The 15,437-nt window shown below is 68.7% G+C and carries 11 protein-coding genes; 6 read left to right on the forward strand and 5 right to left on the reverse strand.

Features of this window, described 5'->3' with window-relative positions:
* Positions 1-24: 24 nt before the first annotated feature.
* The gene (locus ACOQOP_RS23215; RefSeq protein WP_420564200.1) at positions 25-1,170 is read right to left on the reverse strand and encodes an alpha-D-ribose 1-methylphosphonate 5-triphosphate diphosphatase; all 1,146 of its coding nucleotides are present in this window, start codon (positions 1,168-1,170) and stop codon (positions 25-27) included.
* A gap of 123 nt (positions 1,171-1,293) precedes the next feature.
* Here ACOQOP_RS23215 and ACOQOP_RS23220 point away from each other — a divergent pair, with 123 nt between their 5' ends.
* A complete protein-coding gene (locus tag ACOQOP_RS23220; RefSeq protein ID WP_420564201.1) occupies positions 1,294-2,037 on the forward strand; it encodes a DUF1045 domain-containing protein in 744 nt (247 codons plus the stop codon).
* A 263-nt stretch (positions 2,038-2,300) separates the two neighbouring features.
* Here the strand turns inward: ACOQOP_RS23220 and ACOQOP_RS23225 are convergent, their stop codons facing one another.
* Both ACOQOP_RS23225 and ACOQOP_RS23230 read right to left on the reverse strand, forming a co-directional pair.
* Complete coding sequence (locus tag ACOQOP_RS23225; protein WP_420564202.1) at positions 2,301-3,581, reverse strand: Hsp70 family protein; 1,281 nt, start codon at positions 3,579-3,581, stop codon at positions 2,301-2,303.
* A 135-nt stretch (positions 3,582-3,716) separates the two neighbouring features.
* Positions 3,717-4,745: a GlxA family transcriptional regulator gene (locus ACOQOP_RS23230; RefSeq protein WP_420564203.1), complete on the reverse strand. Its 1,029-nt coding sequence runs from the start codon at positions 4,743-4,745 to the stop codon at positions 3,717-3,719.
* Positions 4,746-5,026: 281 nt separating this feature from the next.
* On the opposite strand from ACOQOP_RS23230, the gene ACOQOP_RS23235 reads away from it, so the two are divergent.
* On the forward strand, positions 5,027-5,677 hold the full coding sequence (locus ACOQOP_RS23235; protein WP_420564204.1) for a ferredoxin: 651 nt from the start codon (positions 5,027-5,029) through the stop codon (positions 5,675-5,677).
* Here the strand turns inward: ACOQOP_RS23235 and ACOQOP_RS23240 are convergent.
* Positions 5,674-6,402, reverse strand: a complete 729-nt coding sequence (locus ACOQOP_RS23240; protein WP_420564205.1) for a VIT1/CCC1 transporter family protein — start codon at positions 6,400-6,402, stop codon at positions 5,674-5,676. The two genes, ACOQOP_RS23235 and ACOQOP_RS23240, sit on opposite strands and share 4 nt — an antisense overlap.
* A 166-nt stretch (positions 6,403-6,568) precedes the next feature.
* On the opposite strand from ACOQOP_RS23240, the gene ACOQOP_RS23245 reads away from it, so the two are divergent.
* Complete coding sequence (locus ACOQOP_RS23245) at positions 6,569-8,242, forward strand: formate--tetrahydrofolate ligase (RefSeq protein ID WP_420564206.1); 1,674 nt, start codon at positions 6,569-6,571, stop codon at positions 8,240-8,242.
* Between the two features lie 309 nt (positions 8,243-8,551).
* Here the strand turns inward: ACOQOP_RS23245 and ACOQOP_RS23250 are convergent, their stop codons facing one another.
* Positions 8,552-9,415, reverse strand: coding sequence for a LysR family transcriptional regulator (locus ACOQOP_RS23250; RefSeq protein ID WP_420564207.1), 864 nt, complete (start codon positions 9,413-9,415; stop codon positions 8,552-8,554).
* Positions 9,416-9,517: 102 nt separating this feature from the next.
* On the opposite strand from ACOQOP_RS23250, the gene acdA reads away from it, so the two are divergent.
* The 3 genes from acdA (at position 9,518) to ACOQOP_RS23265 (ending at position 15,345) form a co-directional block, all read left to right on the forward strand.
* On the forward strand, positions 9,518-10,756 hold the full coding sequence (gene acdA / locus ACOQOP_RS23255) for a 3-sulfinopropanoyl-CoA desulfinase (protein ID WP_420564208.1): 1,239 nt from the start codon (positions 9,518-9,520) through the stop codon (positions 10,754-10,756).
* A 24-nt stretch (positions 10,757-10,780) separates the two neighbouring features.
* Complete coding sequence (locus ACOQOP_RS23260) at positions 10,781-12,406, forward strand: thiamine pyrophosphate-binding protein (RefSeq protein WP_420564209.1); 1,626 nt, start codon at positions 10,781-10,783, stop codon at positions 12,404-12,406.
* 320 nt (positions 12,407-12,726) lie between these two features.
* Positions 12,727-15,345, forward strand: a complete 2,619-nt coding sequence (locus tag ACOQOP_RS23265; RefSeq protein ID WP_420564210.1) for a DUF4347 domain-containing protein — start codon at positions 12,727-12,729, stop codon at positions 15,343-15,345.
* Positions 15,346-15,437: the final 92 nt, after the last annotated feature.

Here is a 15,437-nt window from a genome sequence, read left to right on the forward strand (position 1 = left end):
GATGTCGTCTTGTAAGCAGGGCCCTCACGCCGCCGTGCGATACGCGTCCCGTCCTTCAACCACCGTGGCCAGGACCTTGGCCGGCCCGTCCTCGCGCTGATCGAGAACCACAAGGTCCGCCCGCTTGCCGGTTTCCACCGTGCCCCGGTCGGTCAGGCCCGCGGCTTTGGCCGGGTTGGTCGAGACCAGTGCCCAGGCGGTGGCGAAATCGCAATCGCCGTCCCGCACCAGCCTAAACGGGGCCTGCGCCAGAGCCGGGTAATAGTAATCCGACACCAGGATGGTGCAGCGGCCTTCCTTGACCTCGGTCGCCGCCCGCACCCCGCGGGTGCCCATGTGGCTGCCACCGCGGATGATGTTCGGCGCGCCGCAGATCACCGGGTCGCCCAGGGCGACCGCCTTTTCCGCCGTCGGCGTGTTCATCGGGAACTCGGCGATGCGGCAACCGAGCCCGTGGAACCAGGCCCGCAGGTCGGGATCGTCGTCGTCATGGCTTGCCATGGCCACGCCATGCTCGATCGCCGCCTTGGACAGGCGCTCGATGGAGGCGGGCACGTCCGGCTGGCGGCTGCAGACCGAGCGGATCAGGTCCATGAACTGGTCGTGGGTCAACCCGGTGCGGCCGGTATAGGTGGCGGTCGACTTCCCGTTCTGCTCGATCTCGCGCAGGCTCACATGGCTGTGGTCGTTAAAGGCCAGCAGGTCGACGGTGCCGTCGGCGAGCCAGTCCAGCACCTCCGCCTCGGCCTCCAGGTTGTGGGTCTCGTGGCGCAGGTGGAACCGGGTGTCGCAGCCGAGACGCGGCTTGGCCGCCTCGATCGCCGCCTTGACCTTCAGGGTCGACTCCCGGCCGCGCAGCCCCGGCTCCCAGGAATAGGTGACGCCGTGATAGGCGGTGGAGATGCCGTTCGCCAGCATCTGCGCGTCGGTATCCTGCAGGGCCAGGTCCATGGGGAAGTGCACGCCCGGCCGCGGCATGATCTGGCGCTCGAAGGCGTCGCCGTGCAGGTCGATCACGCCGGGCAGGACCCAGGCGTCGCCCGCGTCCCAGACCTCGCCGGAGCTTTCGGCGCCGATGGCGGAGATCACCCCGTCCTCGACCGTGACCACCGTATCCGCGACCGTCCCGTCGGCCAGCAGCACGCGCCGGCTCGCGATCCCTCTTCTCATCGCCGTCTTCTCCTGTGGGGGCACGCATGGCATAACCGGCGCGCCGAGAGGCTGGTGCTTCTAGATACCCGCTTCGCGCCGGTTCGCGCCATACGCCTGAGCGAATTTCACCGGAGTGTCACAATGGTCGAATTCCCCAGCTTTCCCGGCAGCGGAACCGGCGAACCGGACCCGCAGGCGCCGCGCTACGCGCTGTATGTGGCACCGGAGCCGGGCTCGGCGCTGGCGGAGTTCGGGGCCGACTGGCTGGGGCGCGATTGCGTGACCGGCGAGACGCGGGCCCAACCGGATGTGCCGGGGCTGAGCGCCGAGCGGCTCGCCGAGCTGACCGCGAGCGCGCGGGGCTACGGCTTCCACGCCACGATCAAGCCGCCGTTCTATCTGCGCGAGGGCCGCAGCGAGGCCGAACTGCTGGACGCCTTCGCCGCCTTCGCCAAGGGGCGGGAGCCGTTCGAGGTGCGGCTGGGGCTGCGCTCGCTGGGCGGGTTCCTGGCGCTGATGATGACGCCGCCGGACCACCGGATGAGCGCGCTCGCCGCCGATGCGGTGCGCGACCTCGACCCGTTCCGGGCCCTGCCGAGCGAGGCGGAACTGGCGCGGCGCCGCGAGTCGGGGCTGTCGGCCCAGCAGGAGACCCTGCTGCAGCAATGGGGCTACCCCTATGTGATGGGCGAGTTCCGCTTCCATATGACCCTGTCGGCAAGGCTGCCCGAAGGGGCCAAGCGCGACGCCCTGGTCGCCGCGCTGGCCCCGCGGGCGGACGCGGTGACGTCCGAGCCGTTCTGGGTCGACGCCCTGGCGCTGTTCAAGCAGCCGTCCAAGGGCGCGGACTTCATCCAGGTCGAGCGGTTCGGGTTCGGGGGGTAGCTCTAGCTCACCCCTCATCGTCATCCCGGACACCCTCGGATTGAATCCGGGGGTGGGCCGGGACCCAGCGTCTGCAGTCTGCAACTGGGTCCCGGCCGACCTCCGGGTCAATCCCGGATTAAATCCGGGACGGAGCTCGCCGGGATGACGATGGATTTTTGGAGGGCAACCAGCTTCGAGCTGCGCTCCAAGCCCCCGCCCGTCGTCCTGAACTTGTTTCAGGATCATGCTGCTGACGCTGGAGGCATGGTCCTGAATCAAGTTCAGGACGACGGTGCTTTTTGACTCGCCGCCGCCTTGGCCAGCCCGTTCACCACCCCGCAGAACGGGTCCGACGACACCAGTCTCGCCCCCGGTAGTCCGGCCGCCAGGGTCGCGCGCACGACCGGCAGCAGCGTCGTCCCACCCGTCAGCACCATGTGGTCGACGTCCCGCGCCTCCACCCCGGCGAGCTCCAGCGTGTGCCCCACCGCGTGGCGCAGGCTGTCCAGCTCGTGGCGGATGGCGTGGCGCAGCCGGCTCTCGTCGACCACCGGGGGCGCCACGTCGCCCAGATCGGGCAGCGCCAGGGCCGTCTCGCCTCCGGAGCCGAGCCGGATCTTCAGCTCCTCCACCCGGGCCGCCAGCCGGTGGCCGAGCCGGTGGTCCATCACATGCAGCAGCCGGTCGATCTTCTCCGGTTCCAGGGCGAGCCGCTGGATGTCGACGATCTCGCTCCGGTTCTTGGCCGAGTAGAACAGGTGGATCTTGTGCCAGCTCGCCAGGTCGCTGAAATACGACGCCGGCACCGGCAGGATCTCGGTCGAGGTCAGGCTGCGGGTCTGCGAGCCGAGCCCCAGCAGCGGCATCGCCGCGTCCAGGGAGATCCGCTTGTCGAGATCCGTGCCGCCGATCCGCACGCCGAAATTCGCCAGGATCTCGAACCGGTCGGCGCCCCTGCCGGTGCCGCCCGGATGCCAGCGCGCGACCGAGAAGTCGGAGGTGCCGCCGCCGATATCGGCGACCATCACCAGCCGGGGGTCTTCCATCAGGTCGCCGGCATCGATCATCGCCGCGACCGGCTCGTAGACGAAGCGCACCTCGGAGAAGCCGGCTTCCAGGAAGATGCCGTGAAGATAGGCCTCGGCCTCGGCGTCGCGCTCCGGGTCGTCGTTGAACCGCACCGGCCGGCCGGCGACCAGGCTGGACAGGACGACACCCTCGCGCCGCTCGACGTCGCGCTTCAGGAACTCCACGAAGCGCAGCAGCAGCTGGCGGAACGGCCAGGGGCGGCCGCCGAGGAGGGTGCGCTCCTCCGTCAGGCTGGTGCCCAGGATGCTCTTCAGCGCCCGCAGGTAGCGGCCGTCATCCTCGGCGAGGAAACACGCCTCGGCCTGGGTCCCGAACAGCAGGGTGCGCTCGTCCTCGCTGTAGAACAGGGCGCTGGGCACCAGGCTGCGCCCGTCCTCGAACCGGTGCAGTGCCGGCACCCCGTCGCGCACGAAGCCGATCGCCGAATTCGAGGTGCCGAAATCGAGTCCGGCCGCCAGTCCCTGCACGCCCATGAAACGCTCCCCGCCCGGTATCCGGCCAAAGCATAAAAGGGCCCCTGCACCGGCAGGGGCCCTGTGATATCCCGAAAATCGAGGGCGGACCCTAATCGAAGTCTTGGGCTTCTGTCACCCGGAAGTGTCGGAGGCTCAGGCCTGGCCGGCCATCAGCGGCGTCTCGTCGGCGATGAGCTGGATCCGCGCGCTGCCGGTCACCCCGCCGATCGCCCGCTCCGCCCGGGGCGTGCGCCCGAAGCATTCGCGGTAGCATTTGGAGAAGTGGCTGGCCGACACGAAGCCGCAGGCCAGCGCCACCGACAGGATCGACATCGACGTCTGGGTCAGCAACTGCCGCGCCCGCTGCAGCCGCAGGGTCAGGTAATAGCGGGTCGGCGTGGCGTTCAGATACTTGCGGAACAGACGCTCGAGTTGCCGGGTGGACAGGCCCGCCCGCTCGGCCAGATCGGTCTGGGTCAGCGGCTCCTCCAGATTGGCCTCCATCTCGCTGATCACCGAGATCAGCTTGGGATGGCTGACGCCGATCCGGGCGCGCAGCTCCATGCGCTGGTGGTCATGCGGCTCGCGGATGCGGTCGTGGATGAACTGCTCCGACACCTGGTTGGCCAGGGTCTGGCCGTGCTGCCGGCCGATCAGGTGCAGCATCATGTCCAGCGAGGCGGTACCGCCGGAGCAGGTGAACCGGTCGCGGTCGATCTCGTACAGGTCGGACGAGACCTCGATCTCCGGGAACTCCTCGGTGAAGCCGCCCAGGTTCTCCCAGTGGATGGTGCAGCGCCGGTCGTCGAGCAGCCCGGCCTTGGCCAGCACGTGGCTGCCGGTGCACAGCGCGCCGACGGCCCGGCCCTGGCGCGAGGCGCGGCGCAGGAATCCCAGCACCCGCTCGTCCTCGAACTTCTGCACGTCGATGCCGGCGACCACCGCGACGATCTTCTCGCGGTCGAGCTGGGACATCGGGCCGTCCGGCACCACCTCGATCCCGTTGCTGGCGGAGACCGGCTGTCCGTCGACGCTGTAGACCCGCCATTCGTACAGGGTCTCGTTCGCCATCCGGTTGGCCGAGCGCAGCGGCTCCACCGCCGAGGCGAAGGCCATCATCGAGAAATTATGGACGAGCAGAAACCCGATGCGCGTCGGAATTTCGTTTGGATCATCAAACATCGCGAGACCGCACTCCCAGCTAGCCTCATTGGACGCTTTGACGGCCCGGGTGCGTGAGCATCAGGTGTCGGGCGGAGAATACTGCGATTCCCCGATCCCACGCATTCACAAAATCGTCTCAGGTCCCGGAAAAGGGTTAACGCCATATACACTTACAGTGGCCGAGAGCAAGCGGGATGATGTCCCGGCCCTCAGGAATACGATATGGACCTGCGGGCGGTTCCAACGCTCTTGTCGCTTCCTGGCAAGAGAGCCGCCCCTGGAAAGGGCTTACCGAACGGATGAGACCCCCCTATCGCGACCTCGCCGACCGGCTCGCCCCGCTCGGTCTGATCCCGCGCGGCGGCTTCCGGGCGCTGCCGCAGGACGGGCTCGGACCGGTAGAGGTGGTGGTCATGGTCGGCAATGCGGGACCGGGCGTCTGGCCGGCCTTTTCCGCCGGGCGCCGGGACGAACCGGACCCGCTGGACGCCTGGGTCCGGCGGTCGCTGCGGCCGGTGGCGCGGGACCTCGGCGCGCGGGTGGTCATGCCGAATGACGGCCCGCCCTACCGGCCGTTCCAGCGCTGGGCGATGCGGGCGGAGCCGGTGCATCCCTCGCCGCTCGGGCTGCTGATCCACCCGGAGTACGGGCTGTGGCACGCCTATCGCGCAGCACTGCTGTTCGCCGAGGAGATCGACCTGCCGGACCGCGGCGACACGGCCAGCCCCTGCGAGGCCTGCGCGGACCGTCCGTGCCTGTCGGCCTGCCCGGTCAAGGCGTTCGACGGCACGCGCTATGACGTGGCCGCCTGCCGGACCCATGCGGGCGGGCCCGACGGCGCCGCGTGCCGGGAGGGCGGATGCCTCGCCCGCCATGCCTGTCCGGTGGGGCGGGACCTCGCTTATGGACCCGAGCAGCAGGAATTCCACATGGCGGCCTTCCTGCCCTAAAGGCCGGTGTCTCCGACCAGCCCGCGCAGGAGATGCCCGACCGCGTAGGCGAGACCGGCGGCCGCCAGCCCGATGGCGAGGGTCTCCAGCCCGGAGCGCCACCAGGGCGCCAGCGACCATCGCGCCTTGGCCGAGCCAATGGCGAAGAACACGGCGGCCGTCACCGCCGTCGACACCGCCAGCCCGCCGCCGGCCATATAGGGGATCAGCGGCACCAGCCCGCAGATCACGAAGGCGGAGAAGGTGACCCAGGCCGCCGTCCAGGGCGAGCGGGTGACGGGTGCGAGGTGGTGCTCCTCCACCAGCATCGTCTGGGCCCAGCGTTCCTCGTCCGAGGTGATGGTATCGACGGCCCGCTCCAGGGCGCGGCCCTCGAAGCCCTTGGCGGCGAAGATCTGCCGGATCTCCTCGCGCTCGCCGTCCGGCGCGGCGGCGATGTGCCGGTGCTCCATGGCGAGCACACGGGCGGCGTCGTCCTTCTCGGCCTTGGTGCCGGAATAGTTGGCCGCTGCCATGGAGAACCCGTCGGCGATCAGGTTGGCGAATCCGAGGATCAGGATGACGCCGACCGACAGCTCCGCCCCCGCCACCCCGGCGACGATGGCGAAGGTGGTGACGGCGCCGTCGATCCCGCCATAGATCCAGTCCCGCAGGTACATCGCCTCCGGCCGCCCGGCGATGCGGGCGCGGATGGAAGCGGGGTCATGGGCGTGTTCCAGCGGCATGGGTGGAGTGTAACGCGGTCCGCGTTCCGCGACACGGCGTCCCTAAGACCGTGAGTGTCGCAATTCGGCAACCACATCCCTGCGCGTTCCCGTTAGTCTCCGGCCCGTAGCGTCAATCGACCCATCGACACCGCCGATGGGGAATGCCCAAAGGGAGGGGCCGGCCATGGTGAAGTCCGATATCGAGATCGCCCGCGAGGCCAAGATGCAGCCGATCATGGAGATCGGCGCCAAGCTCGGCATCGCGCCCGAGCACCTCATGCCTTACGGCCATACCAAGGCGAAGATCGATCTCGGCTATATCGAGAGCCTGGCCTCCAACCCCGACGGCAAGCTGATCCTGGTCACCGGCATCAATCCGACCGCCGCCGGCGAGGGCAAGACCACCACCACGGTCGGCCTCGGCGACGCGCTGAACCGGATCGGCAAGAAGGCCGCCATGTGCCTGCGCGAGCCGTCGCTCGGCCCGTGCTTCGGGGTGAAGGGCGGGGCGGCCGGCGGCGGCTATGCCCAGGTCGTGCCGATGGAGGACATCAACCTCCACTTCACCGGCGACTTCCACGCCATCGCCGCGGCCAACAACCTGCTGGCCGCACTGATCGACAACCACGTCTATTGGGGCAACGCGGTCGGGCTCGACCCGCGGCGCATCGGCTGGCGCCGGGCGGTGGACATGAACGACCGGGCGCTGCGTTCGATCGTCAACTCGCTGGGCGGGGTGGCCAACGGCTTCCCGCGCGAGGACGGGTTCGACATCGTCGTCGCCTCCGAGATCATGGCGATCCTGTGCCTGTCGACCTCGCTGGACGACCTGAAGCGCCGGCTCGGCCAGATCGTGGTCGGCCAGACCCGCGAGCGCGAGCAGGTCTTCGCCCGCCAGCTCGAGGCGGACGGGGCGATGACCGTCCTGCTGAAGGACGCCCTGTCGCCGAACTTGGTGCAGACGCTTGAGAACAACCCGGCCTTCATCCATGGCGGGCCGTTCGCCAACATCGCCCATGGCTGCAACTCGGTGATGGCGACCCAGACCGCGCTGAAGCTCGCCGACTATGTGGTGACCGAGGCCGGGTTCGGCGCCGATCTGGGGGCGGAGAAGTTCTTCGACATCAAATGCCGCAAGGCCGGCCTGTCGCCGGCGGCGGCCGTCGTTGTCGGCACCGTGCGGGCGCTGAAGATGCATGGCGGCGTCGCCAAGGAGGATCTCGGCCACGAGAACATCGAGGCGGTGCGCAAGGGGGTGTCCAACATCGCCCGCCACGTGGAGAACACCCAGAAGTTCGGCGTGCCGGTGGCGGTCGCCCTGAACCGCTTCATCACCGATACAGACGCCGAGATCGAGGCGGTGCGCAAGGAGCTGGAGAGCCTGGGCGTGGAGGCGATCGAGTGCACCCACTGGGCCGACGGCTCCGCCGGCACCGAGGCCCTGGCCCATCACGTGGTCGGCCTAGTGGAAGGCGGCACCGCGGCGTTCAAGCCGCTATACGCCGACGAGCTCGGCCTGAAGGACAAGATCCGCACCATCGCCAAGGAGATCTACCGGGCCGACGACGTGGTGTTCGAGGGCAAGGCGTCCACGGCCATCGCCGATATCGAGAAGAACGGCGGGGCCGGCTATCCGGTCTGCATCGCCAAGACCCAGTACAGCTTCTCCACCGACCCGAACGCCAAGGGCGCGCCGACCGGCCACACCCTGCCGGTGCGCGAGGTGCGGCTATCGAACGGGGCGGAGTTCGTGGTCGCGGTCTGCGGCGAGATCATGACCATGCCGGGCCTGCCCCGCGTGCCGGCGGCGAACAAGATCACCCTGAACGCGGCGGGTCAGATCGAGGGGCTGTTCTGACGGGGCTTTAGCGCCGAGTCCTGATGCCAATCAGGATCATGCTGCCGGCGCCGGTGCACCGTAGATCCCGATTTGCATCGGGATGACGGGATGGGGGCGGCGCCGTCTCAGCCCCCTACCGTCGTCCTGACGCAAGTCAGGACCAAGCCGCCGGCGCTTGTGCACCGCAGATCCCGATTTGCATCGGGATGACGGGGTGGGAGGAGCCGCTGTCTCAACCCTCTCCCGTCGTCCTGACGCACGTCAGGACCAAGCCGCCGGCGCCGGTGCACCGCAGATCCTGACTTGCGTCAGAACGACGGTTGCGCGCTACGTTCCCGCCCGCAGCTCCTCCAGCAGCAGCGCCGTCGCCGCCGTCACGTCGCCGCGCTCGCGCTCGACCAGTGCCACCCGGCGCATCACGGCCGGGCTTCCGAAGGGCACCGTGCGCACCGTCTCGCGCAATTCCTCGGTGACAGACCCGGCCGGCGCCACCGCGACGCCGAGGCCGCGCGACACCATCGCCAGGATCGCCTCGATCGAGTCCAGCTCCATCGCCTCCGACACGACGATCCGACGCTGGCGCAACGCCGTGTCGATCACCCGACCGACACCGGTGCGCCGGTTGAAGCGGACGAAGGGCAGGGTGCGCAGCAGGTCGCGGTCGCTCCGCCCCGGTGCGTCGATCGGGGCGGCCACGACCAGCGGCTCCTCATGGATCGGGTTCAGCACCAGCCCGCGTTCCAGCCGCGGCGTCTCGGTCACCACGGCGGCGTCCAGCGCGCCCTGAGCAACCCGGCGCAGCAGGTCGGCGGACAGGCCCGACTCCACGCGGATGCGCAGGTCGGGTGCCCGCACCGCCAGCCGGGCCAGGGCCGCCGGCACTAAGCCGGTCGCCGCCGTCGGAATGATCCCCAGCCGCAGCCGGCCCCGGGCCGCCGTCCCCGCGGCCACCGCCCGGATATCCTCCGACAGCCGCACCAGCTCGCGCACCCGGGACAGCAGCCCGTCGGCCGTGTCGTTCAGAACCGGCGGTCGCCGCGCTCGGTCGAACAGGGCCGCCCCCAGCTCCTCCTCCAGGGTCTTCATCTGCATGGAGACCGCCGACTGGGTCACGCCCACGCGCTCGGCGGCGGCGGCGAAACTGCCGCTGTCGGCGATGGCGAGCAGGGTCTCGAGATGCCGGATGTTCATGACATGAAATAAGAATATCTGAAGAAGATGATCAAGATTATTCGCTTGTCTGAAGTCGGGCGGGGCGCGAGGATGGCTCACGCTTTCGTGAGGGAGAAAACGATGAGCTTTGCCCTGACCGCCGCGCAGGAAGAGTTGCGCGCCAAGGCCCGCGATCTGGCCGAGTCCGTGATCGCGCCGCGCGCCGCCGAGGTCGACCGGAGCGAGCAGTATCCCTGGGACAACGTGAAGGCGCTGACCGAGGCCGGCTTCATGGGCATGACCGTGCCGAAGGAGCTGGGTGGCAAGGGCCACAGCTTCCTCGACGTGGTACTGGTCATCGAGGAGATGGCGGCCCAGTGCGGCGTCACCGGCCGCATCGTCGTGGAAGGCAATATGGGCGCGATCTCCGCCCTGCTGCAGTACGGCAGCGAGTGGCAGCGCAGGATCGCCGCCGAGCATGTTCTGTCCGGCGACAAGCTGGCGATCTGCATCACCGAGCCGGATGCCGGCTCCGCCGCCACCCAGATGACCACCCGCGCCGACAAGCGCGGCGACACCTACGTTCTCAATGGCAAGAAGCACTGGATCACCGGCGGCGGCGTGTCGAAGCTGCACCTGATCTTCGCCCGCGTGTTCGACGAGAGCGGCGAGGAGCTGGGCATCGGCGGCTTCATCGCCTTTCGCGACCAGGACCAGGGCCTCGTCATCGGCACCCGCGAGCCGACCATGGGCCTGCGCGGCATTCCCGAGACCGAAGTGCTGTTCCAGGACCTGGAACTCTCCGCCGACCGGCTGGTCATGCCGCCGAGCGGGCTGAAGCGCGGCTTTGCCGACCTGATGAACGCCTATAACGCCCAGCGTGTGGGGGCGGGCACCGTGGCGCTCGGCCTTGCCGAGGGTGCCTATCGCCGCGCGCTCGCCTTCTCCAAGGAGCGCGAGCAGTTCGGCCGGCCGATCGCCGAGTTCCAGGGCCTGCAGTGGATGCTCGCCGACATGAGCGTGCAGGTGGAGGCAGCCCGCGCGCTGATCTGGCGCGCCGCCGGAACCGAGGGGCTCAACGGCAGCCCGTTCCCGGACAGTCTGGCGGCGGCCCAGTCGAAGATCTTCGCCTCGGAGATGGCCATCAAGGTCACCACCGACGCCCTGCAGGTGTTCGGCGCCCGCGGCTATTCCCGCAACTTCCCGATGGAGCGCATCCAGCGCGACGCCCGGATGTTCACCATCGGCGGCGGCACCGCGCAGATCCTGCGCACGGTGGTCGCCTCGCGCCTGCTGGAGCGCAAGCTGCCGCAGACCCGCGACGGCTATGCCGCCCTGGAGGCCGCCGGTAAGCTTCCGCGTTCCCAGGCCGCCGAGTAAACGTCCAACCTGAGCGAGGACTTCATGACCGAGACGGTGCGTGCCGCCGACCTGCTCGCGCGGCGTCTCTACGAGGCCGGATGCCGACTCGCCTTCGGCATTCCGGGCGGCGAGGTGCTGACCATCGTCGACGCGCTGGAGAAGGCGGGGATCGAGTTCCGCCTCGCCAAGCACGAGAACGCCGCCGGCTTCATGGCCGAGGGCGTCTATCACATGACCGGCGCGCCGGGCATCCTGGTCTGCACCGTCGGGCCGGGGGCCGCCAACGCGGTCAACGTCGCCGCCAATGCCGAGCAGGACCGGGTGCCGCTGATCGTCATCACCGGCTGCGTCGACGAGGACGAGGCGGTCACCTACAACCACCAGGTCTTCGACCACCAGCAGGTCTTCCGCCCGATCGTCAAGGCGAGCTTCCGGGTCAGCGCCGGTGCGGTCGATGCCCTGGCCGACAAGGCGGTGGCCATCGCGCTGGACCAGCGTCCGGGCCCGGTGCATCTCGACCTGCCGATCTCCGTTGCCGCCGCCGAGGTGCCGGTGCCGGCCCGCCTGGCCCGCCGGGTGCCGGACATGGCCGCCGTGCCCGCAGCGGGACCCGATCTCGATACCGCCCGGGCGTGGCTGGCCGAGGCCGAGAAGCCGATGATGGTCATCGGCCTCGACGTCGTCACCCAGGATTGTGCGGCGGAGGTCCGCGCCTTCGCCGAGCGCTTCGCCATCCCGACGGTCGCCACCTACAAGGCCAAGGGCGTGGTGCCGGACGACAGCCCCCTGTCGCTGGGCGGGGCGGGGCTCTCGCCGGTGGCGGACAAGCAGATCCTGCCGTTGCTGCAGGACTCCGACCTGGTCCTGCTGGCCGGCTACGACCCCATCGAGATGCGGGTCGGCTGGCGCGACGTCTGGGATCCGTCCACGCAGCGGGTCATCGATATCACCGCGGCACCCAACACCGCCTACATGCACCAGGCCTCGCTGGCCTTCGTCGGCCATGTGGGCAAGACCCTGTCGGTGATCGGCGAGGGTGTTGAGGCCAAGGCGACCCGCTGGCCCGGCGGAGAGCCGGCGGCCGCACGCCAGGCGCTGGCCGGCGCCTATGGACAGAACGAGGCCTGGGGGCCGGCCGCCATCGTGACGACGGTGCGCAAGGCCCTGCCGCGCGACGGGGTGATCACCGTGGACAGCGGCGCACACCGGATCCTGGCGAGCCAGGTCTGGGAGAGTTTCGTGCCCCATGCGGTGCTGCAGTCGACCGGGCTGTGCACCATGGGCTGCGCCCTGCCGCTCGCCATCGGCGCGAAGATGGCCGCCCCGGAGCGCGGCGTGGTCGCCTTCACCGGCGATGCCGGGCTGGAGATGATCCTGGGCGAGTTGGTCACCCTGCGGGACGCCAAGGTGCCGGTGGTGGTCGTGGTGTTCGTCGATGCGTCGCTGGCGTTGATCGAGTTGAAGCAACGGGCGATGACCTTCGCCAATGCGGGGGTGGACTTCCCCGAGACCGACTTCGCCGCCATCGCCACGGCACTCGGCGGCCGCGGCGTGGTCTGCGAGGACCGGGAGAGCCTGGAGCGGGCGGTGAGCGAGGGACTGACCGCGGACACCTTCACCGTCTGCGCCTGCCGCATCGACCGCAAGAGCTACGACGGTCGGATCTGAGAGCCGGCCTCAAACCGTCTCGTGAGACATACACACAATAAATTTGAGACATTGGGGCAAGACAACCAGGCCGTTCTCAAGGTATCTTGACGCACCGACACATAGGAATTGGTGCGCTGAGATGCGGTCATAGGTCTGTCTGACGGATTTCGGACAGATGTGAAGCTACGCCGGACGACAGACGCCGCTTCCGTTTACGAAGGCCTTCAGGCAACTCGACGGACGACTCGCGGCTGTGAAGCCGTGCAGCGCCGATCCAATTTCCGCGGTTCATGTGCAGCAATTGCCTTAAGCCCCTAGAACGGAGGGCGGCGCTGCTCATGACCTCGCTCGAAACGCTCGTTTTCGTCGATGCTTCGGTTGCATTCTCGGACATCCTGACCGCCGGTCTCGACCCGCGGACGCAGGTGCATCACCTGTCGCCGGCTGATGACCCGCTGGCGGAGATCGCCCGACGTGCATCCGAGGCCGCGCCCCTTCATCGGATCGCGATCCTCACCCATGGCCGCCCCGGGCACCTGACACTTTCCGACCGGGAGTTTGACCGGCGGAGCCTGCACGCCGCGGCCGGCGTTCTGGCGGATATCGGCGGAAGTCTGTCGCCGGCGGGCGAGGTTGTCCTCCTGGCCTGTTCGACCGGACAGGGACGAACCGGTCGCGCCTTCGTCGCGGCCCTCGAAGAGGCGCTCGGCGTGCCGGTGCAGGCGTCTGAGACCGATCTCGGCGCCGATGCCGGCTGGCACGGCCTGCCCGCCGCGGCGGCGATGATCGCGCCGGCCGCGCTCGATGCCTACCCGGCGCGCCTGGTCGTCAGCGCGGGAGACGCCGGGGACAACCTCATCGTCGGCACGGGGAGCGACGACACGCTCGACGGCGCCGGGGGGAACGACACGATCAGAGGTGACGGCGGAAACGACGTCATTTCCGGCGGTACCGGAGATGACGAGATCTCCGCCGGTAACGGCAATGACACGCTCTCCGGCGGCGCCGGCAACGACACCGTCAGTGGCCTGGGCGGCAACGACATCATTTACGGGATGGACGGTGACGACCTCATCGGCACCGGGAACGGTAACGAAACGGTCTATGGCGGCGCCGGCAATGACAGCATGTACGTCCAGGGCGGCAACGACCAGATCTCCGGCGGCAGCGGAAACGACGTTATCTCAACCGGCGACGGAGGAGACTCCCTCTACGGTGGCGACGGCGATGACACGTTCATCCTGGGGGGAAGCGCCGAGGTATTCGGCGGCGCGGGGAATGACAGTGTCACTGGGTCGGGCGCATCGGACACCATTCAAGGCAACGATGGCGACGATCGGATCTCCGGCGGGGGCAGCCTCGACTTCATCACAGGCGGAACCGGAAACGATTCCCTGTCCGGCGGCGCGGCCTCGGACAACCTCTCCGGCGGCGACGGCAACGACCTGCTGGTTGGTGGCGCCGGCACCGACAGTCTCGTCGGCGGTGCCGGCAACGATACCTATTCGGGAAGCGTCGCAGACGTAAACGGAGACACGATCAACGGATTGTCGGCCGGCGACGTCATCGAGATCACCGGCGATACCAGTTATGCGACCAGCCTGCACGGCGACACAGTGGGTGGAAGCCTGACGATCGGCGCCAGCACGATCACCCTCACGAATGCCGGAACAGGGCTCTATATCAAGGGATCGGTGGTCGGCGGCCATTCGGTCCTCACCCTCACGACCACCGATCCGAATGCCCCGGTGGGCGGGGGCGGCGGCTCGGGCTCCAACTCGGCCGTCCTGAGCGTGTCCGCTCAGTCGTCCGGCGACCTGGCGGGAGCGGAGGTCAGCCGGACGCTGACGAACAACACCGGGGGCACGGCCACCGGAACATTGCTGGAGAACACCGGCAGCGGCAACACGATCACGGCGACACTGGCGAATGGGATGTCGATCCAGATGTCGGGCAGCGCCACGGCCTTGAGCGGCACCGGTGCCACATCCAGCCTGACCAGCCTGATCCAGGACAAGGCTCCGGGATCGCAGGAATTTCTGACGGGCCACGCGAATACGTTCCTAGGGTCCTACGCGGGCGGTGCAATCGACACCCGCTCCTTCAGCTTCGTCAATGCCGGAGACGGGGGCACGAGTGTCCGGTTTTCCGGCGAGTATGCCGGCGGGGGCGATGCGTTCGTGTTCGACACCGCGGGGCTTCCGTCCGGCACGACGTTGCAGCTCAACAACATCGACTTCGCGGCCATCGTCGGCAATGCCACCGTGCACGGCCTGAGCTCGCACACCTATCTCGTTGGCGACAACGGGGCGCAGTCCATCACTCTGGCGGGCGGAAACAACACGGCGGCCGGCGGCGCCGGGAACGACACGATACGGTCGAGCGACGGCGACGACATCGTCTACGGCAACCAAGGCTCGGATTTTCTCTACGGCAGCGACGGTCTCGACGTCCTGTTCGGCGGCCAGGACGGGGACACGGTCTCGGCCGGCACCGGGAACGACGTCGCCTATGGCAATCTCGGCGCCGACAACCTCTCCGGCGGTGCGAGCGAAGATACGCTTTATGGCGGCCAGGGCGACGATCTGGTCTACGGCAATTCCGGCCAAGACGATCTGTACGGCAACCTCGGCAGCGACGGGCTGTTCGGGGGACAGGGTGACGACACTCTCCACGGTCAGTCGGGAGATGACACGCTTGCGGGCAACATGGGCGCCGACGTCCTGACCGGCGGCGAGGGGTCGGACGTCTTCGTCTTCGACTTCAATGGCGGCAACGACACGATCGCCGATTTCGAGATCGGGATCGACCGGCTCCAGTTCGCCGCCGGCCTTACCTTCACGGCAACGGCGAGTGGCGGCCACACCCTGCTGACGCTCTCCGACGGCGGCACGGTCACCCTGATCGGCGTTCCGATCAGCGGCGTCGCCGGGGTAACTGGCTCGGAATTTCCATAGACACGGCAGTTTGGCGCCAGGCGCAGGGAACAGAGCGGTCCTTGCGGGATGGCGGGATCGCGGTGACGCTTGCGGTTTCCCGTGATCCGAGA

It is taken from the genome of Thalassobaculum sp. (assembly GCF_965223715.1).
GTDB lineage: Bacteria > Pseudomonadota > Alphaproteobacteria > Thalassobaculales > Thalassobaculaceae > Thalassobaculum.